Source organism: Pseudomonas sp. R3-56 (assembly GCF_051132075.1).
Classification (GTDB): Bacteria; Pseudomonadota; Gammaproteobacteria; order Pseudomonadales; family Pseudomonadaceae; genus Aquipseudomonas.
In genome coordinates, this window is record NZ_CP071657.1 from 2577735 (window position 1) to 2597614 (window position 19880).

19 protein-coding genes are annotated in these 19880 nt (G+C 62.3%); 4 read left to right on the forward strand and 15 right to left on the reverse strand.

Annotated elements, in window-relative coordinates:
* Positions 1-84: 84 nt before the first annotated feature.
* Both J3P96_RS11745 and J3P96_RS11750 read left to right on the forward strand, forming a co-directional pair.
* Positions 85-2145, forward strand: a complete 2061-nt coding sequence (locus tag J3P96_RS11745; protein WP_434573701.1) for a carbon starvation CstA family protein — start codon at positions 85-87, stop codon at positions 2143-2145.
* A 15-nt stretch (positions 2146-2160) separates the two neighbouring features.
* Complete coding sequence (locus J3P96_RS11750) at positions 2161-2358, forward strand: YbdD/YjiX family protein (protein WP_003182142.1); 198 nt, start codon at positions 2161-2163, stop codon at positions 2356-2358.
* Between the two features lie 334 nt (positions 2359-2692).
* Here J3P96_RS11750 and J3P96_RS11755 read toward each other — a convergent pair whose 3' ends face one another.
* Complete coding sequence (locus J3P96_RS11755; RefSeq protein ID WP_434657255.1) at positions 2693-4489, reverse strand: methyl-accepting chemotaxis protein; 1797 nt, start codon at positions 4487-4489, stop codon at positions 2693-2695.
* A 384-nt stretch (positions 4490-4873) separates the two neighbouring features.
* Here J3P96_RS11755 and J3P96_RS11760 point away from each other — a divergent pair, with 384 nt between their 5' ends.
* A complete protein-coding gene (locus J3P96_RS11760; protein WP_434657257.1) occupies positions 4874-6922 on the forward strand; it encodes a TonB-dependent siderophore receptor in 2049 nt (682 codons plus the stop codon).
* Positions 6923-7130: 208 nt separating this feature from the next.
* Here the strand turns inward: J3P96_RS11760 and J3P96_RS11765 are convergent, their stop codons facing one another.
* From J3P96_RS11765 to ribBA, 7 genes are all read right to left on the reverse strand, one after another.
* Entirely contained in the window at positions 7131-8174 is a 1044-nt protein-coding gene (locus tag J3P96_RS11765; RefSeq protein ID WP_434657260.1) for an LLM class flavin-dependent oxidoreductase, read from the reverse strand.
* 30 nt (positions 8175-8204) lie between these two features.
* Positions 8205-8690 (reverse strand): flavin reductase family protein, encoded by a 486-nt coding sequence (locus tag J3P96_RS11770; protein ID WP_434657263.1) that lies wholly within the window; start codon positions 8688-8690, stop codon positions 8205-8207.
* 40 nt (positions 8691-8730) lie between these two features.
* A complete protein-coding gene (locus J3P96_RS11775; protein ID WP_434657266.1) occupies positions 8731-9882 on the reverse strand; it encodes an ABC transporter ATP-binding protein in 1152 nt (383 codons plus the stop codon).
* A gap of 17 nt (positions 9883-9899) precedes the next feature.
* Entirely contained in the window at positions 9900-10709 is an 810-nt protein-coding gene (locus tag J3P96_RS11780; RefSeq protein ID WP_003182131.1) for an ABC transporter permease, read from the reverse strand.
* A gap of 6 nt (positions 10710-10715) precedes the next feature.
* Positions 10716-11639: an ABC transporter permease gene (locus tag J3P96_RS11785; RefSeq protein WP_434658153.1), complete on the reverse strand. Its 924-nt coding sequence runs from the start codon at positions 11637-11639 to the stop codon at positions 10716-10718.
* A complete protein-coding gene (locus J3P96_RS11790; RefSeq protein ID WP_434657270.1) occupies positions 11636-12661 on the reverse strand; it encodes an ABC transporter substrate-binding protein in 1026 nt (341 codons plus the stop codon). Before J3P96_RS11790 ends, J3P96_RS11785 begins: the two co-directional genes overlap by 4 nt.
* Positions 12662-12981: 320 nt before the next feature.
* Positions 12982-14091 carry a bifunctional 3,4-dihydroxy-2-butanone-4-phosphate synthase/GTP cyclohydrolase II gene (gene ribBA, locus J3P96_RS11795; protein ID WP_434657272.1) on the reverse strand — a complete coding sequence of 370 codons (1110 nt, stop codon included), beginning with the start codon at positions 14089-14091 and terminating at the stop codon, positions 12982-12984.
* An 82-nt stretch (positions 14092-14173) separates the two neighbouring features.
* Here ribBA and J3P96_RS11800 point away from each other — a divergent pair, with 82 nt between their 5' ends.
* A complete protein-coding gene (locus tag J3P96_RS11800) occupies positions 14174-14467 on the forward strand; it encodes a DUF1330 domain-containing protein (RefSeq protein WP_434573716.1) in 294 nt (97 codons plus the stop codon).
* 9 nt (positions 14468-14476) lie between these two features.
* Here the strand turns inward: J3P96_RS11800 and J3P96_RS11805 are convergent, their stop codons facing one another.
* The 7 genes from J3P96_RS11805 to J3P96_RS11835 all read right to left on the reverse strand — a co-directional run bounded on the left by J3P96_RS11805 (position 14477) and on the right by J3P96_RS11835 (position 19875).
* Positions 14477-15040: an NUDIX hydrolase gene (locus tag J3P96_RS11805; RefSeq protein ID WP_434657275.1), complete on the reverse strand. Its 564-nt coding sequence runs from the start codon at positions 15038-15040 to the stop codon at positions 14477-14479.
* Positions 15041-15042: 2 nt separating this feature from the next.
* Positions 15043-15795, reverse strand: a complete 753-nt coding sequence (locus J3P96_RS11810) for a GntR family transcriptional regulator (protein WP_305500548.1) — start codon at positions 15793-15795, stop codon at positions 15043-15045.
* A gap of 61 nt (positions 15796-15856) precedes the next feature.
* A complete protein-coding gene (locus tag J3P96_RS11815) occupies positions 15857-16261 on the reverse strand; it encodes a carboxymuconolactone decarboxylase family protein (RefSeq protein WP_434657277.1) in 405 nt (134 codons plus the stop codon).
* Positions 16262-16429: 168 nt separating this feature from the next.
* Positions 16430-16915 carry a flavin reductase family protein gene (locus J3P96_RS11820; RefSeq protein ID WP_305500551.1) on the reverse strand — a complete coding sequence of 162 codons (486 nt, stop codon included), beginning with the start codon at positions 16913-16915 and terminating at the stop codon, positions 16430-16432.
* A gap of 12 nt (positions 16916-16927) precedes the next feature.
* A complete protein-coding gene (locus J3P96_RS11825; RefSeq protein ID WP_434657280.1) occupies positions 16928-18409 on the reverse strand; it encodes an aldehyde dehydrogenase in 1482 nt (493 codons plus the stop codon).
* The gene (locus tag J3P96_RS11830) at positions 18406-19239 is read right to left on the reverse strand and encodes an alpha/beta fold hydrolase (protein ID WP_305500553.1); all 834 of its coding nucleotides are present in this window, start codon (positions 19237-19239) and stop codon (positions 18406-18408) included. The genes J3P96_RS11825 and J3P96_RS11830 overlap by 4 nt, the downstream gene beginning before the upstream one ends.
* A 45-nt stretch (positions 19240-19284) precedes the next feature.
* The gene (locus J3P96_RS11835) at positions 19285-19875 is read right to left on the reverse strand and encodes an amino acid synthesis family protein (protein WP_305500555.1); all 591 of its coding nucleotides are present in this window, start codon (positions 19873-19875) and stop codon (positions 19285-19287) included.
* Between the last annotated feature and the right edge of the window lie 5 nt (positions 19876-19880).

Below are 19880 nucleotides of genomic sequence, written 5' to 3' on the forward strand. Positions count from 1 at the left end.
GGATATTGGGCCAGCTCCGAATTGCCGGGGCCACACTATAAAAACAATCGCCGCAATCCATTGGATATCGGCAGGAGACATGCAATGACAACCCGTCTGGTTAAACACCTCGCCTGGTTTGCCGTGGCTGTTCTGGGAGCGTGTGCGCTGAGCGTCGTGGCCCTGCGCCGCGGAGAGCCGATCAACGCCCTCTGGATCGTCGTCGCGGCCGTGGCCATCTACCTGGTCGCCTACCGCTACTACAGCCTCTTCATCGCCAACAACGTGATGCAACTCGATGCGCGCCGGGCCACGCCCGCCGTGCTCAACAACGATGGCCTGGACTACGTCCCGACCAACAAACACATTCTTTTCGGCCACCACTTCGCGGCCATTGCCGGCGCGGGGCCGCTGGTCGGGCCGGTGCTGGCGGCGCAGATGGGCTATCTGCCCGGCACGCTCTGGCTGATCGCCGGCGTGGTGCTGGCCGGTGCGGTGCAGGACTTCATGGTCCTGTTCCTGTCGACCCGCCGCAACGGTCGCTCCCTGGGCGACATGGTGCGCGAGGAAATGGGCCGCATCCCCGGCACCATCGCGCTGTTCGGCTGCTTCCTGATCATGATCATCATCCTCGCGGTGCTGGCGCTGATCGTGGTCAAGGCCCTGGCCGAGAGCCCGTGGGGCATCTTCACGGTGATGGCGACCATCCCGATCGCGATGTTCATGGGCATCTACATGCGCTACATCCGCCCGGGCCGCATCGGTGAAATCTCGCTCATCGGCGTGCTGTTGCTGCTCGGTTCGATCTGGCTGGGCGGGCAGATCGCCGCCGACCCGGTCTGGGCCAAGGCCTTCACCTTCACCGGGATCCAGATCACCTGGATGCTGATCGGCTACGGTTTTGTCGCCGCGGTGCTGCCGGTGTGGCTGATCCTGGCGCCACGGGACTACCTGTCCACCTTCCTCAAGATCGGCACCATCATCGCCCTGGCGATCGGCATCCTGGTGACCATGCCCGAGCTGAAAATGCCGGCGCTGACCCAGTTCACCGACGGCACCGGACCGGTGTGGAAGGGCGGTCTGTTCCCGTTCCTGTTCATCACCATCGCCTGCGGCGCGGTCTCGGGTTTCCACGCGCTGATCTCCTCGGGCACCACGCCCAAGCTGCTGGATAACGAAACCAACGCCCGCTACATCGGTTACGGCGGCATGCTGATGGAGTCGTTCGTGGCGATCATGGCGATGGTCGCGGCCTCGGTGATCGAGCCGGGCGTGTACTTCGCCATGAACAGCCCGGCGGCGATCGTCGGCACCGACGTGGTGGCCGTGGCCCAGACCGTCAGCAGTTGGGGTTTTGCAATCACCCCCGACGCGCTGCAAGCGGTGGCCAAGGACATCGGCGAGACCACCATCCTGGCCCGTGCCGGCGGTGCGCCGACCCTGGCGGTGGGTATCGCGCAGATCCTCCACTCGGTGCTGCCGGGTGAGAACACCATGGCGTTCTGGTACCACTTCGCGATCCTGTTCGAAGCGCTGTTCATCCTCACCGCGGTAGACGCCGGCACCCGTGCCGGGCGGTTCATGCTGCAGGACCTGCTCGGCTCGTTCGTGCCGGCCCTCAAGCGCACCGAATCGTGGACCGCCAACCTGATCGCCACCGCGGGCTGCGTCGCGCTGTGGGGTTACCTGCTGTACCAGGGCGTAATCGATCCGCTGGGCGGCATCAACACCTTGTGGCCGCTGTTCGGCATCTCCAACCAGATGCTGGCCGGTATCGCGCTGATGCTCGCCACCGTGGTGCTGATCAAGATGAAGCGCCAGCGCTACGTCTGGGTCACGCTGCTGCCGGCCAGCTGGCTGCTGATCTGCACCACCACCGCGGGCCTGATCAAGCTGTTCGACGCCAACCCGGCGATCGGCTTCCTGGCCCTGGCGCGCAAGTACAACGATGCCCTGGCCGCCGGCCAGATCCTGGCCCCGGCCAAGAGCATCGAGCAGATGCAGCACGTGGTGTTCAACGCCTACACCAACGCGACGCTGACGGTGTTGTTCCTGTTCGTGGTCTTCAGCATCCTGTTCTACGCGCTCAAGGTCGGCATCGCCGCCTGGGGCACGAAAGAACGCACGGACAAGGAAGCGCCCTTCCAGGCGCTGCCGGACGCTTGATAGGGGATTGCAACGATGTTCAATGACTTGAGTCGCCTCGGTAAATACCTCGGTCAGGCCGCCCGCCTGATGGTCGGCATGCCCGACTACGACAACTACGTCGAGCACATGCAAACCAAGCACCCCGACAAACCGATGATGGACTACGAGGCGTTCTTCCGAGAACGCCAGGAAGCCCGCTACGGTGGCAAGGGTGGCCCCAAATGCTGTTGAACTGAAGTAATCCCCTGTGGGAGCGAGCTTGCTCGCGATAGCGGAGTGTCAGTCAAGGATGATGTCGACTGACCTGACGCCTTCGCGAGCAGGCTCGCTCCCACAGTTGTTTTGGGTTGGCCCCAGGATTTGCATACGCCACAGATGCCCTTGTGGGGTAGACTCAGGATTGTATGTGCGCAGAAAGGCAAATGTGGCGAGGGAGCTTGCTCCCGCTGGCGTGCGCAGCAGGCCCCGGCGGTTCTTCAGGCTGACCGCATCGCCCGTCTTGCGACTGCTGCGCAGCCGAGCGGGAGCAAGCTCCCTCGCCACATTGTCTGGCTTGATCCTTTGATCATTCAGCCAGCAACACCGCCGCATCAAACCCCACCCGCAGGTTGCCCCAGTGACGGCCGCCAAAGAAGAACGGTACGTCGATCTCGGTCATGATTTCCCCGGTGTCGCGCAGGTAGGTCTGGAGCAGGAAGCGCTGGACATTGCCCGCCGCGCGCAGGCCGATCGGGTCGTTGAAGATCCGCTTGTTGCGGCACACCGGCAGGTCGACCGCGCGGTCGCCGGTGGGTTGCTTGGACACCCAGCTGTTGTTGACCGGGCAATAGCCCTTCGTATCGACGATGAACGAGACCTTGCCGCCCGGCGTGCTGCGGGTCAGCTTGTCGCATTCTTCCTGGCAGACCCGGGCGAAGCGTTCGGTGTAGCTGGTCATGTATTGCTTGGGATCGGTACCCGGGATCAGCTGGTAATTCTGGTCGAACAGGTTGACGCCTTGTTCCTGTAGCGCCTGCAGCTGAACCTGCAGCGTGTCGCGGCATTCGCTGGCGCGGGTGATGGCGGCGTCCAGCTTGCCGTGGCCGAGCACGAAGCGGCCCAGCAGCGTCTGGACCTTCTCGGCAACACCGGACAGATCGCGGGTGGCGGTCGCCGACTGCTGCATGCGCTGGTCGATCGACTGGCTGTCGGCATGGATCTGGGTGACGCGTTCGTTGATACCGGTGTTGGAGTCGGCGAACTGCTGGATGTGGTCGGCGATATCCGCCAGTTTGCCGTTGGTGGACTCGAAGTCGACGATCATGCTCTCGAAATGGCCAGAGGCGCGTTCCACTACCTTCTGGGTTTCCCGGGCGCTGTGGCTGATCTGGGTGGTCTGCTCGTGGGTGGAGCTGACCTCCTGGAGCATCGCGTCGATGTTGCGCGAAATATCATCGGTAGCCCGGCTGACGTTCTGCGCCAGGGTGCGCACTTCATCGGCGACCACGGCGAAGCCACGGCCACTTTCCCCGGCGCGCGCCGCTTCGATGGCGGCGTTGAGTGCCAGCAGGTTGGTCTGGGCGGAAATCTGCTGGATCAGCCCGACGATGGATTTGATGCTCGACGAACGCTGGTTCAGCGCGTCCACCAGCGTGGCGAATTCACCCAGGCTGCTGGAAATCTCGCTGATGTTGCCGGTCACTTCCAGCAACTCGGCATAGGAGTCGCGGGCCATGTTCAGGTTCTGCGCGGTGGTGCTGGAGATGCCCTGGGTCTGGCGCGAGACTTCTTCGATACGGCCCACGGCGGTGTTGCTCTGGTCCATCACTTCCTTGGCGAAGCGCGCCTGGTGGGTCGCGCTGTCGCTGGAGTCGCTGATGTTCTTCAATGAACGGGCCGACTCCACGGCAATGTGCACCGTCAAGGCCTGGACGTTGCTGATGATCTCGCGTTGCTTGGCCAGGAAGCGGTTGCAGGTGGCGGCCAGCGTGCGGATCTCGTCATGGGTGACCAGCGGCAAGTCCTTGGACAAGTCGCCCTCGCCGTTGGCGATCTCTTCCAGCGCCTTGGTCATCACAGTGACGGGGCGCACGATGAGGTGGCGGAAATACCAGACCATGAAGCTGATCATGCCGAACGTCAGGAGCGCGCCGAAGAGCAGGGCATGGGTGAGGCTGTCGAGACGATCTTCGATCTGGCCCAGCAGCGCGGCGTCCAGTTGGGCCGTGCGCAACTGCACGAGAATATCGGCCCGGGCACTGACGGCGACCCAGTACAGCAGGCCACTGACGACGACCAGCAGGAAAAGGCTTGAAAGCTTTTTGGTGAGGGTATCGAAGAATTGCATCTCGATAGACTCGTACAAGGCCTTTAACGTCTGCATGCCGCTGCTCCTGGGCAAAAAAATCACTGAATGGAATACATTCGACCGCTGACGCCAAAGCTTTAGGGTAGCAGGGCGATTTGATATCACTTTCCACCATTTGACCTGACTCACTGCAAAAAACTGTGGGAGCGAGCTTGCTCGCGATATCGGTGGACCTGTTACATCGAAGGTGAACGTACCGCCCTCATCGCGAGCAAGCTCGCTCCCACAGGGGGATAGCGCTATCAATTTGATACAAAAGATTTACTGGGAATTATTCTCAAAGTATATTCGCTCTCATTCACATCCCCCCATGAGTGCAGCGTCTTGAATCGTTCCACCCCCCTCGCTTACCGCAATGCCCTCGTCAAATGTGTTTTACCTGCGCTGTCCTGCTGTTTCATGGCAAGCCCCTTGAAGGCCCAGGACACCCTTGAACTGCCCACCACGGATGTGAAAGGCAGTCGGATCATTCAGGACGAAGGCTACACGGCGACGCAAGCCAGCACGGCGAGCAAGAGCGATGTACCGATCAAGGAAGAGGCGCAGTCGATCAACGTGGTGACCCAGCAGACCCTGGCGGACTACCAGGTGCGCTCGCTTGACGACGCGATGAAGTTCGTCAGCGGCGTCAGCCAGGGCAACACCCTGGGGGGCTCCCGGGACTCGCTGGTCAAGCGCGGTTTTGGTACCAACGATGACGGTTCGATCCTGCGCGATGGTGTGCGTTCGAACCTGGGCCACAACTTCAGCGCCACCACTGAGCGAGTCGAAGTGCTAAAAGGCCCGGCCTCTATGTTGTACGGCGCGCTGGAACCGGGTGGCCTGATCAACGTCATCAGCAAGAAGCCCGAATACACCCAGAGCACCACGCTGAGCGGCTCCGCCTACAGCGAGGGCGGCGGCACCATGGCCCTGGACACCACCGGGCCGTTGGGCGACACCGGGTTGGCCTATCGCCTGATCGCCGAACGCGGCCATGAGGATTACTGGCGCAACTACGGCGTCAACGAGAGCACGCTGGTGGCGCCATCGCTGGCCTGGACCGGCGAGAGTGCTTCGTTGAACCTGAGTTATGAGTACAACGAATATTCCAATCCGTTTGACCGTGGCACGGTGTTCAAGAATGGGCATCCGGCCGACATCGACTATGACAAGCGCCTGGACGAGCCTTGGGCCAAGAGCGTCGGGATCCGCGAGACGGCCACCGCGCGGTTCGAGTACGAGTTGAGCGAAGCGTGGAAAACCCGGGTGACCTACGGCTGGAACAATGACCGCTACAGTCTTGCGATTGCCCAGCCCAACTCGCTGGTCGGCAATACCCTGCGGCGAGCCGCCAACGGCGCTCACTACGATGATGAAACCCGTTACGCCAGTTGGGATTTCATCGGCAAGCAGGAGCTGTTCGGCCAGCGCCATGACCTGCTGGTCGGTGCCGATAATCAGGTGTCTGACCAGTACCGTGGCAAGACCTACCGCGGGCCAGTGCGGGGCGGCTTCGATATCACGGCGCCGGTGTACGGAGGTTTGGCGCAGCCCAGCGTCATCAACCCCGCCCAGAGCAACCTGAGTAACCAGCTGACGTCCAGCTCGGTGTACCTGAAGGATAACTGGCACTTGGATGATCGCTGGATCCTGGTCTTTGGTGGGCGTTATCAACACTACGATCAGTTCAGCAAGCAAGGGTCGATCACGAGCGTGCCGGTTCGCGACGACAACGGCGATGCCTTTGTGCCGTTCCTGGGCCTGGTCTACAAGGCCACCGAGGACCTGTCGCTGTATGGCAACTACAGTCATTCGTTCAAGCCCAACGATACCGTGGATGACAACCTCAGCACCTTCAAGCCGGAGGAGGGTCGCAGTTACGAAATCGGGGCCAAGTACGATCCGTTGCCGGGGCTGAACATCAATCTGGCGTTGTTCGATATCGTCAAAAAGAACGTGGTCACTACCACCCTGATCGGCGGGCAGAACATCGCCGAAGCCGCCGGCAAGGTCGGCTCCCAAGGCGTTGAGCTGGACATCACCGGACGTTTGGCCGAGCGGTGGGACTTGATCGGCACCTACGCCTACACCCACACCGAAATACTGGATGATCCAAGAAACGAAGGTCACCGTCTGGCCGATGCTCCCAAGCACACCGCCAGCCTGTACCTGAGCCACCATCTGAACGTGCCGGCCGAATTCGGCGCCTGGCACGCCGGGGCCGGAGCGCGGTATGTCGGCGAACGCGCCGCCAACAACGCCAACGATTTCGGGCTCAGCAGCTACACCGTCGCCGACGCGTTCTTGCGCTGGGAGTCGCCGGTGTTCGGACAAAAGACCTCGTTGCAGTTGAACGTCGACAACCTGTTCGACAAGCAGTACTACCCGTCGTCTACCGGGAGCCAGTTGCAGGTCAACGTCGGCGAGCCGCGTACTGCCAGATTGAGCGCCAGCGTGACGTTTTGATCGCAGTGCTTGAATAAAAATGCCCGGGCATCAAATGTCCGGGCATTTTTTTTCAGCTTCAATCCGCCTTCGCGAGCAGGCTCGCTCCCACATAGGCTGCGGGTGTTCCAGACCCTGTGGGAGCGAGCCTGCTCGCGAAGACGGTGGCACATTCAACATTGATACTGACTGACACTACGCTTTCGCGAGCAAGCCCGCTCCCACAGGATCAGCGAAACGCCGGCACCACCTGCTGGATGAACAACTCCAGGGATTTTTTCTTCTCGGCATGCGGCAAGCTGTTGTCGCACCAGAAACTGAACTCGTCCACGCCCAGTTCCTGGTAGTACTTGATCCGCTCGATGATTTCCTGCGGGGTGCCGATCATGGTGTTCTTGCGGATGTTCTCCAGCTGGAACTCCGGGCGCTCGGCGAATTTTTCTTCCGGGCTTGGCGCCAGGAAACCGTTGACCGGCACCTGCTTGTTGCCGAACCAGGCGTCGAAGGTGCGATAGAACTTCGAGATTGCCTGGGCACCGATCTTCCAGCCCTCGGGATCGTCCTCGGCGTGCACATGGGTGTGGCGCAGCACCATCAATTGCGGACGTGGCACGTCGGGATTGTTGTCCAGGGCGGCCTGGAATTTGTTCTTCAGGTCGAGGACTTCTTCATCGCCTTTCATCAAAGGCGTGACCATCACGTTGCAGCCATTGGCGACGGCGAAGTTGTGCGAGTCAGGGTCGCGGGCGGCGATCCACATCGGCGGATGAGGCTTGCGGATGGGCTTGGGCACGCAGGTGGAAGTGGGGAATTTCCAGATCTCGCCGTCGTGGGCGTAGTCGCCTTGCCACAGGGCGCGCACCACCGGGACCATTTCCCGCAATGCCTGGCCGCCGGAAGAGGCTGGCATGCCACCGGCCATGCGATCGAACTCCACCTGATAGGCACCCCGGGCCAGCCCGACTTCCATGCGGCCGTTGCTGATAACGTCGAGCAACGCGCATTCGCCAGCCACTCGCAGCGGGTGCCAGAACGGCGCGATGATGGTGCCGGCGCCGAGGTGAATGGTCGTGGTCTTGCCGGCCAGGTACGCCAGCAGCGGCATCGGGCTTGGCGAAATGGTGTATTCCATGGCGTGGTGTTCGCCGATCCACACGGTACTGAAACCGCCGGCTTCGGCCATCAGCGTCAGCTCGCTGAGGTCTTCGAACAACTGGCGATGGCTGACGCTTTCGTCCCAGCGCTCCATGTGTACGAACAGGGAAAATTTCATGGCGCTTTCTCTTTATTGTTGACGATCGGTTCAGGCGAGGACGGGCAGGGCGCCCATCTTGCCGTGGCAATAAACCAGCGGCCCCGGTGTGTGTTGCGGCACGATCAGGTTCTTCACGGCGCCGACCATGATGGCGTGGTCGCCACCCTCGTATTCACGCCACAGTTCGCATTCGATGATGGCGGTGGCGTTGCTCAACAACGGATTGCCCAGCTCGCTCAAGGTCCATTCGATGCCCTGGGCCTTGTCCTTGCCTTTGCGGGCGAACGCGTAGGCTTCGTTCTGCTGGCCGCCGGAAAGCACGTGGATGGCGAAGCGTTTGTTCCGGATCAGCAGCGGATAGGAATCGGAGCTGTAGTTGGGGCAGAACAGCACCAGGGCCGGGTCCATCGACAATGAACTGAAGGCGCTGGCGGTCAACCCGACGATTTGTCCGTCATCGTCCAGCGTGGTGATCACCGTCACCCCGGACGGGAACGAACCCATGACTTGTTTGTAGAGGTTGGCATCGATCATTTCGCAGTCCTCGCTCGCAGGCGGTTATGACGCAGTGTTCTCAGTGGGCGCCGGCGGCCTTGTTCAGGTCGCTCTCGGCCCATTGGGTGTAGACGCAGGCATCGGCGGCGGCCCAGCGCACCCGCACCGGGTCGCCGGCCTTGAGCGGCATGCCGGCGGCGGACAGCGCCTTGACGGTCATGTGAGTGCCGCCGGACGTCACCACGCTGCAGGTCTGGCTTTCGCCAAGAAAAAGCACCTCCACGACCTTGGCCGAGACTTCGTTCCAGCCGGCGGGCAGGGTGTCCTGGGTCGCCTGCTCGACACTCAGGGCCAGGGCTTTTTCCGGACGCACCATCAGCAACACATCCTGCTCGGATTGCAGGCCGGCGGTCAGGCGGATCGACAGCGATTGGCCTTCGAACGTCGCCGCAGCATTGCCCTGGGCCTTGAGCTTGAGGAAGTTGGAGTTGCCCAGGAATGACGCGACAAAGGCGTTCGGCGGGTTCTGATAGAGGTCGTAGCCACTGCCCAGGCCGACGATCTTGCCGTGGCTGAAGATCGCGATGCGCTGGGACAGGCGCATGGCTTCTTCCTGGTCGTGGGTGACGTAGACGATGGTGATGCCCAGCCGGCGGTGCAACTGGCGCAGTTCGTCCTGCAAATCTTCGCGCAGCTTTTTGTCCAGCGCGCCGAGAGGTTCGTCCATCAGCAGGATGCGCGGTTCATAGACCAGCGCCCGGGCAATTGCCACGCGCTGTTGTTGTCCGCCGGACAGTTGCGAAGGGCGCCGATGGGCGAACTCTCCCAATTGCACCAGCTTGAGCATGGCATCGACCCGGCGCTCGCGCTCGGCGCTGGCCAGTTTGCGGATCGCCAGCGGGAAGGCGATGTTGTCGCGCACCGACAGATGAGGGAACAACGAATAGCGCTGGAACACCATGCCGATGTCGCGCTTGTGCGGCGGCACGTTGACCAGGGATTTGCCATCCACCAGGATCTCGCCGCTGCTGGGGGTTTCGAAACCGGCCAGCATCGACAGGGTGGTGCTCTTGCCCGAGCCGCTGGAGCCGAGGAAGGTCAGGAATTCACCGTCCTGGATCTCCAGGGATATATCGTCCACGGCGGCAAAGTCGCCGTAGTGCTTGTTCAGGTTGCGCAGGCTGACCAGGGTCTTGTTGTTCTGCTGTGCGGGGTCTTTGACGGCACTCATCGTGTTCTCCTAGGCGCTCAAGCGCTGATTTCGTTGCGCCGGCGCAGGGCGGCGGCGATCACCATTACCAGCACCGAGAGACCGATCAGCAGCGTCGAAGCGACGGCGATCACAGGCGTCAGGTCCTGGCGCAAAGTGGTCCACATTTTTACCGGCAAGGTCTGCAGGGTCGGGCTGGCCATCATCACGCTCAGCACCACCTCGTCCCACGACACCAGGAACGCGAACAAGGCGCCGGCGACCATGCCCGGGCGAATCGCCGGAAACGTCACCTTGAACACCGCTTGCAGGCGCGAGGCACCGCAGATCACTGCCGCATCCTCGATGGATTGGTCGAACAGCTTGAGCGAGTTGATGATCGAGATGATGGTGAACGGTAGCGCGACGATCACATGGCTGACCACGAAGGCAAACATCGTCCCGGTGTAGCCGAGTTTAAGAAACAGTGCATACACCGCTACCGCAATGATCACCAGCGGCACGATCATCGGCAGGGTGAACAGGCCGTAGAGCATTTCCCGGCCCGGAAAACGCCCGCGCACCAGGGCAAACGCGGTGGGCAAGCCCAGGGCCACGGCGCAGACGGTGGTCAGCACCGCGACCTTGAGGCTGGTCAACGCCGCGCTCATCCAGTCTGGGTTGGAAAAGAACTGGCCGTACCACTTGAACGTCCAGCCCGGTGGTGGAAAGACCAGCCACTGGGACGATCCGAACGACAACAGCACGATGAACACGATCGGCAGCAGCAGGAACAAGGCGATCAGGCCGGTGGTGAAGTACAGGCCGAACCGCATGCGTCGGCTCATGGCATTGGGAGTCAGGAGCATGGCGGCTTACCTCGCGTTGCTGGCGCCCACCGGGGATTCCGGCTGGAGCTTCAGGTAGAAGTAGAACAACACCAGGGTGATCGCCACCAACAAGGCGGCACCGGCGCTGGCCAGGCCCCAGTTGAGGAACGACTGCACCTGCTGGATGATGAATTCCGGCAGCATCATGTTCTGCGCGCCGCCCAGCAGCGCCGGGGTCACGTAGTAACCGAGAGACATGACGAAGACCATCAGCCCGCCGGAAAACAGCCCCGGCCGGCACAGCGGCAGGAACACCCGGAAGAAGTTGGTCCAGGGGCTGGCGCCGCAGATGGAACCGGCCTGCAGGATCATCGGGTCGATGGCCTGCATGGTCGCCTGCAACGGCAGGACGATGAACGGGATCATGATGTAGCTCATGCCGATCACCACGCCGGTGAGGTTGTGCACCATCTCCAGCGGTTGGTCGATGATGCCCAGGGCCATCAATGCCTTGTTCACCACGCCCGAGGCCTGCAACAGCACCAGCCAGGAATAGGTGCGGGCCAGCAGGCTCGTCCACATCGACAGCAGCACGATGTTCAGCATCCAGCGGCCCCAGCCACGGGGCACCAGGGTGATGGCCCAGGCCAGCGGGAAGCCCAGCAGCAGGCTGAACAACGTCACCAGCCCGGCCACCGAAAAGGTGTTGAACAGCACCCGGGCGTAAGCCGAGTTGGCGAACAGCTGCTCGTAGTTGCCCAGGCCCGGCACGGGTTCCAGCACGCCGCGCAGCAGCAGGCCGATCAGTGGCGCCAGGAAGAACAGGCCGAGGAACAGCAGCGCAGGAATCAGGTTGCCGGCGCCGCGCCAGCGTTGCATCAACGACGGCGTCTGCTTGCGCGCCACGGCCGAACCGGCAGCGCCGACGGCGCTCCCGGTGCGAGGGGTTGCCGCTGCCGCCATTTTCATTTGACCAGCCATTCATTCCACCGTGTCGCGATGTCCTGACCGTTCTTGGCCCAGTACGCAAAATCCAGCGTGATCTGATCCTTGGCGTAGGCGGTCGGCAGGTTGGGGGCGAGCACCGAATCCAGGCGCGCGATGCTGTCAACGTTGACGGGGGCGTAGGCGGTCAGGTTGGAAAAATCGGCCTGGCCCTTGGCGCTGCTGGCGTTGGCCAGGAACTTCATGGCGGCGGCCTTGTTTTTCGCACCTTTCGGGATAACCAGGATGTCGGCCATGACCAGATTCTGCTTCCAGCTCACGCCGACGGGCGCGCCGTCCTGTTGCAAGGCATAGATCCGACCGTTCCAGAACTGGCCGATGCTGGCCTCGCCGGACGCCAGCAATTGCTGGGACTGGGCGCCGCCGCCCCACCAGACGATGTCTTTCTTGATGGTGTCGAGTTTCTTGAAGGCGCGGTCCAGGTCCAGCGGATAGAGCTTGTCCTGCGCCACGCCATCGGCCAGCAGGGCCAGTTCCAGCACGCCAGGGCTTGGCCATTTGTAGAGGGCGCGTTTGCCGGGGTAGGTCTTGGTGTCGAACAGCGCGGACCAATCCGTTGGCTTGCCCGAACCGAGCTTGCCTTCGTTGTAGCCGAGCACGAAGGAGAAATAGAACGAGCCGACACCGTGGTCGGAGACGAAGCGCGGGTCGATCTTGTCGCGCTGGATGACCGAGAAATCGAGAGGTTCGAGCAGGCCTTCGGCGGCGGCACGCAGGGCAAAGTCGGCCTCGACATCGACCACGTCCCATTGCACGTTGCCGCTTTCGACCATGGCCTTGAGTTTGCCGTAGTCGGTCGGGCCATCCTGGACCACGGTGATGCCGCTGGCCTTGCTGAACGGATCGGCCCAGGCCTGCTTCTGCGCGTCCTGGGTGCTGCCGCCCCAACTGACGAAGTTGACGCTTTCAGCGGCCATCGTCGCCTGGCTGGTGACACTCAGCAGGCCGGCAAAAAGCATTGCGGCTGCACTTTTCTTCAACACCATGTTCACGCCCTCATTGTTGTGTTTATTGAGTGGGCTTCTGTTCGCCCACTTATCGGGAGCTTTGGGTCAAGCGGGTCTTGCAGGTGACCGCGCCAGGGTAGGCAGAAGCGTTCGGTCGATGGAATATCATATTATGGTATTCCAAACTTTCTGCAAGGGTTTTGCCGTACCGGCTATCTGCCTGGCGCGGATTTTTCCTATGTCCATGAACCTTGTGGGAGCGAGCTTGCTCGCGATAGCGGTTTGTCAGTCGCCATTGATGTCGACAGGTCCATTGTCATCGCGAGCAAGCTCGCTCCCACAGGAAATGGGGCACAGGCCTACCCGGTAAAAGAAATGCTATCCACCACCTCCAGGTCATACCCGGTCAACCCGGCATACTTGAGCGGTGGCCCCAGATGCCGCAGCTTGCCAACGCCCAGGTCCTGCAGAATCTGCGCGCCAGTCCCCACCTCAGAATAGATGCGCGATTGGGAACGGCTGAACTGGCGGGGCGGCTGGGTGAGCTGCGGCACACGCTCGAGCAACGCCTGGGATGACTCGTGGTTGGCCAGCACCACCACCACGCCACGACCTTCCTCGGCGACCCGTTGCAGCGCCGCCCACAGGGTCCAGTTGGAGGGCCCGTTGTACTCGGCACCCACCAGGTCCCGCAGTGGATCGATCACATGCACGCGCACCAGCGTCGGCTCTTCCCGGCGGATGTCGCCCATGACCATCGCCATGTGCACGCCGCCTTCGATGCGATCTTCAAAGGTGAACAGGCGGAACGTACCATGCACCGTAGGCAGTTCCCGTTCGCCGATGCGCACGACGGTGTGCTCGGTGCTCAGGCGGTAATGGATCAGGTCGGCGATGGTGCCGATCTTGATGCCGTGCTTTCGGGCGAAAATTTCCAGGTCCGGCCGGCGCGCCATTGTGCCGTCATCGTTCATGACTTCGACGATCACCGACGCCGGCGTGAAGCCTGCCAGGCGCGCCAGGTCGCATCCGGCTTCCGTATGCCCGGCGCGGGTCAGCACGCCGCCTTCCTTGGCGCGTAGCGGGAAGATATGCCCCGGTTGCACAATGTCGGCCGGCCCCGCGTCACGAGCAACAGCGGCGGCGACGGTGCGCGCCCGGTCAGCGGCGGAGATACCGGTGGTCACGCCCGTGGCGGCCTCGATGGACACCGTGAAAGCGGTGCTGAACACACTGCCGTTGCTTGGCACCATCTGTTCGAGGCCCAGGCGTTGGCAGTGCTCATCGGTCAGGGTCAGGCAGATCAGCCCGCGTGCTTCGCGGGCCATGAAGCTGATCGCCTGGGCATTGCAACAATCGGCGGCGAGCAGCAAGTCGCCTTCGTTTTCCCGATCTTCGTCATCCACCAGCAACACCATCTTGCCCAGGCGGTAGTCTTCGATGATTTCCTCAATGCTGTTAAAGGCCATGGCGGGCTCTCTTTGTTTTGGAGGGTGCAGGATGGAAACAGCTTGTGGTATACCATAATACAAAACAAACACAGAGGTCACTATGAAGGCGTACTGGATTGCTCATGTGGATGTCAGCGACCCCGATCAATACAGCCAATACACCCAGCGCGCGCCAGCGGCGTTTGCCTTGTATGGCGGACGGATGCTCGCCCGGGGCGGACGCAGCGAAGCGATGGAAGGCAGGGCCACGCCGCAGCGCAGCGTGGTGATCGAATTCGATTCCTACGAACAGGCGCTGGCCTGCTATCACTGCGAGGAGTATCAGCAGGCGAAGAAGCACCGTGAAGGTGTGGCGCGGGCCGAGGTGATCATCGTCGAGGGCGTGGCGCCCTGACCGCAGGTGTCAGCGGATGAAGTGAATCTTGCCGCTGTCGTCGTTGCCCATGTAGATGCCGTAGACCCCGGCCTGGCGTTCCTCGATGTAACGTTCGAGGATCTGCCGGATGGCCGGGTAATAGATGCTGTCCCATGGAATGTCTTCGGCAGCGAAGAATTGGCAGGCGAGGGTTTCCGCGCCGAACTCGCCGGTGATCTCCAGCGCGATGGCGCGGAAGATGATGTACACCTCGCTGATTTTCGGCACGCTGAAAATCGAGTAGGGCGAGATGATTTCGGCGCGCACGCCGGTCTCTTCCCAGACTTCGCGCAGGGCCGCCTGCTCGGTGGTCTCGTTGCCTTCCATGAAGCCGGCCGGCAGTGTCCAGGTGCCGAGGCGTGGCGGGATGGCGCGTTGGCACAACAGGTACTTGCCGTCCTGTTCGATGATGCAGCCGGCGATGATCTTCGGGTTCACGTAGTGGATGTAGCCGCAGCCGCCGCACATCAGCCGCTCATGGGTATCGCCCGCTGGCAGGCGCTGGCTCAAGTCAGTGCCGCCACACTTTGGACAAAAGCTCGGGCTGAACATGATCAGCGTCCTATGCGCGGTTCTTTCAACGCGATGGGCGCGGTGATTTCCGGGATGTTGCCGGTCTCTTCCTGCTGGCGCTTGAGGTATTCCAGCGCGACCTTGGCGGCGGCGCGTACGTGGTCGACGCAGGCCTGGTGGGCCACCAGCGGATCGCCACTCTTGATCGCCTCGACCATGCGTTCCATTTCCTGGTTGCTGCTGCCACGGCGGTTTTCCTGGGACACCGACGTCGCCCGCAGGTAGCTGATGCGCGCCTGCAACTGGCGCAACTGGGTGGCGGCAACATGATTGCCGGAACCTTCAAGCAGTACGTCGTAGAAACCCTGGACCGAATCCAGCACCTGCTGCAGCTCGCCGTCCTTGAGGGCCTTGCGGTTTTCCTCGAGGGCTTTTTCCAGGGCCTTGATGTCCTTGGCCTTGGCCCGCAGGGTGAACAACTGGACGATCAAGCCTTCGAGCACGCACCGCAGCTCATAGATATCACCGGCGTCGGCCAGGGTGATGATCGCCACCCGTGGACCCTTGGCATCGGCGAACTCCACCAGGCCTTCGGATTCGAGGTGACGCAGGGCTTCACGCACCGACGTACGGCTCACGCCCAGGCGGTCGCACAGGTCGCGTTCAACCAGGCGATCGCCCGGCAGCAGCTGGAAGTTCATGATGGCGCTTCGCAGTTTATCCAGCACGATTTCGCGCAGGGTAACGGGGTTGCGATTGACCTTGAAGCTGTCGTCGAGTGGCAGGCGTTTCATGGGGTCCGCTCTGTGATGTGGCTGTCCATGCAAAACGGGCAAACATCCATGCTCGTTCAGTTCAAACAGCCGAGGGTTGACTGGAGGCCTCGGCGTCGGCTTCGGCGAAGGCTTCGCGGGCAAGCCGGAAACTGTCTACGGCAGCGGGGACGCCGCGATAAATGCCGACCTGAAGCAGAATTTCGCGTATTTGCTCACGACTCAGTCCGTTACGCAAGGCGCCGCGCACATGCAGCTTGAGTTCGTGCGGACGATTGAGCGCCGAGATCATCGCCAGGTTGATCATGCTGCGCTCCTTGAGCGACAAACCCTCGCGGCCCCAGACATGGCCCCAGCAATATTCCGTGACCATTTCCTGCAGCGGCCGGGTGAAATCGTCGGCGTTCTCGATGGCGCGGTTGACGTAGTCCTGGCCCAGCACCTGGGTGCGGATCTTCAGGCCTTGCTGGTATTTTTCGTTGCTCATCGCGGTGTGCTCCCGAAATCGTCGACCGGGCTGATACCGGCTTCTGAAAAAAGTGCTGAACCTGTGGGAGCGAGCTTGCTCGCGATAGCGGTGGATCAGTCACATTAATGTTGAATGTGCAGCCGTCATCGCGAGCAAGCTCGCTCCCACAGGGTTCTGTGTACAACCTCAAGCCAGCGCGGGCAGCGGGCCCAGCTTGCCTTTGTGGTAGATCATCGGCGTGACCGGTTGCGCGGGCAGGATCAGGTTCTTCACCGCGCCGACGATGATCGCGTGATCGCCACCGTCGTATTCGCGCCACAGCTCGCACTCGATGATCGCCGTGGCTTTACCCAGCAACGGATTGCCCAGGTCGCTCAGGTGCCAGTCGATGCCTTTGGCCTTGTCCTTGCCTTTGCCGGCGAAGGCGTAGGCTTCGGCGGTCTGGTCGGCGGACAGCAAGTGGATCGCGAACTGCTTGCTGTCGCGCAGGATCGGGTACGTATCGGAGGCATAGTTGGGACAGAACAGCACCAGCGCCGGGTCGATGGACAAGGCGCTGAAAGCGCTGGCGGTGATGCCGACGATATTGCCCTCCGGGTCCAGGGTGGTGACCACCGTGACGCCGGACGGGAAGGAGCTCATGACTTCTTTGTAGATGCCGGGTTCGATCATTTCTCAGGACTCCTAGCGCATCACGAACGGGTCAGGCATGGGTGCCTGGGAAAGGTTGATCCACACCGTTTTCAGCTCGGTATAGGCCAGCACTGAATCGATGCCGCTTTCGCGTCCGTAGCCGCTGTTCTTGAACCCGCCGATCGGCGCCATGGCCGAGACCGCGCGGTAGGTGTTGACCCAGATGATCCCGGATCGCACGTCCCGGGCCAGGCGATGGGCGCGGCCCAGGTCACGGGTCCAGATGCCGGCGGCGAGGCCGAACTGCGAGTCGTTGGCGATCGCCAGGGCTTCGGCTTCGTCCTTGAAACGAATGACCGAGGCCACCGGGCCGAAGACTTCTTCCTGCATGATCTTCATCGAATTGCGATCGCATTCGAACAGCGTCGGCTCGTAGAACCAGCCAGCGCCCAGGTTCTGCGGGCGCTTGCCGCCCAGGCGCAGGCGCGCGCCTTCGGCAATCGCGTCGGCCACCAGGCCCTCGACCACGGCCAGTTGCTGCGCGGTGGCCATGGGGCCCATTTCGCTGGCGTCTTCCTGAGGATTGCCGATGCGAATGCGCTGGGCGCGCTCCACCAGTCGCGAGACAAACTCGTCGTAGATTTCGTCCTGTACCAGCAATCGCGATCCGGACACGCAGCTCTGGCCGGAGGCGGCGTAGATCCCGGCAATCGCACCGTTGATGGCGCTGTCGAGGTCGGCGTCGGCAAAGATGATGTTGGGCGACTTGCCGCCCAGCTCCAGTGACAGCTTGGCGAAGTTCTCGGCGCTGCTGCGCACCACATGCCGGGCCGTGGCGGCACCACCGGTGAAGGCGATCTTGCGCACCAGCGGATGGCGGGTGAGGGCGGCGCCGGTGCTGGGGCCGTAGCCGGTAATCACGTTGACCACGCCCGGCGGAATCCCAGCCTCCAAGGCCAGGCGGGCGAGTTCCAGGATCGTCGCCGAGGCGTGCTCGGACGGCTTGATCACGATGGTGTTGCCGGCCGCCAGCGCCGGGGCGAGCTTGATGGCGGTGAGGTAGAGCGGGCTGTTCCAGGGGATGATCGCGGCGACCACACCCATGGCTTCGTGCACGGTGTAGGCGAACAGGTCCGGCTTGTCGAGGGGCAGGGTGCCGCCCTCGAGCTTGTCGGCGAGGCCTGCGGTGTAGTGGAAAAACTCCGGCAGGTAGCCGACCTGGCCACGGGTTTCACGGATCAGCTTGCCGTTGTCGCGGCTTTCGAGCTGGGCCAGTTTTTCCTTGTTTTCGGCGATCAGGTCACCGAGACGGCGCAGCAGTTTGCCCCGAGCAGTGGCGGTCAGTCCGCGCCAGGCCGGGCTGTCAAAAGCCGTTTGTGCGGCTTGTACGGCGCGATCGACATCGGCTTCGTCGGCATCGGGCAGCTCGGCCCAGGGCTCGGCCAGCGCCGGGTTCAGGCTCTCGAAGGTCTTGCCGGACAGCGCATCGACCCATTCACCGCCGATGCACATCGAAAAGCGTGCGAGTGTCATGCAACGATCCCCTTTATTGGATTTTGTCGGGTATTGGCCGTGTCGAGGAATTCCAGCAACAACTGGTTGACCAGGCGCGGCGACTCTACCGGCATCATATGCCGTTGCTCGGCGAGCACGGCAACCGTGGCGCCGGGAATCCGCTCGGCCAGTTGCCGGGCCATTTCCGGGGTCGAGCCGGGGTCCAGTTCGCCGGTGGCAATCAACGTCGGCGCCTGGATGCTGCCCAGGTCGTCGGCGCGGTACATGTCCTGGGTGGCGAACAGCTCATAGGTGGTCAGGTAACCCTGGGGATCGTTCTGCGCCAGGGTCTGGCGCAGCGCGGCGATCTGCGCCGGATTGGCCGCTTGGTATTCGCGGCTGAACCAGCGCGACAGCGCGGCTTCGGCGTTGGCGTCCGGGCCATGCTCGGCGGCCTGGGCGGTGCGGGCGATGACCCCCGCGCGTTGTTCGGCGCTGCGGTTGAATACGCTGTTGAGCACCACCAGGCCTTGCAGGCGCTGCGGGTAATGCAAGGCGAAGGCGCGTGCCACCAGGCCGCCCATGGAAAAGCCGATGACGCTGGCCTGGGGCAGTTGCAAGTGGTCCAGCAACTCCAGCAGCTGATCGGCGTACCCGAGCAGACCAGTGCCAGTGGCAGGGCGCGGGCTGGCGCCATGGCCGAGCATGTCGTAGGCGATGACGCGATACTTCGTGGCCAGGCCAACGACTTGGCCGCCCCACATTTCTTTGTTCAGGCCCACGCCGTGGATCAGGACCACGGGCTGGCCTTGGCCGGTTGCCAGGTAACTGGTGCCGGCCGGGGTGAGTTCAGCGGTGAGCCGAATCATGGAGCGCTCCTGCATGCCTTTTTTATTGTGGTTGCCCCGGTGGGATCACTGGGCCTGTTCGGCGGCCAGCTCTTCCAGGTCGATGTAACGATTGCCGATGCGTGGATGCAGGCGCCCGCCATCGGCGCAGCCCAGCACCACGACGATTTCGTCGGCGCGTGGAGCGTCTTCGATCTGCATTTCCAGGGTGATGTAATGCGAGCGCAGGCCTTCGTCGTCCTTGTGCATCATCGGGATCTGGATCGAGGTGCCGGGGCCGCCGCGCTTGTTGGTGAAGCTCAGGTAGCTCTTGGCCTTGACCGCCTCGCGGTAATGGTTGCCGAAGCGCAGGGTATGGATCACGGCGGAGGCGTGCTCGATCTCTCCGTCGGCACCGACGACCGCGGCCTTGCCATAGGCTTCGATCTTTTGCGCACCGCCAATGATGCCCACCAGGCGCTCGACCATCAGCGCGCCGAGATCGGAGCAATTGGCGCGGATCTCGGGTTTCAGGTCTTCGACAAAACCACGGCCCAGCCAAGGGTTCTTCATGACCACCGCCAGCCCGACCATGGTCACCGGCTTGTCGGTGGCCTTGCCTCCTTCGATGAAGGTTTCTTCGACATAGCTGACGATCTTGCGAATTTCGAAACTCATGAGCT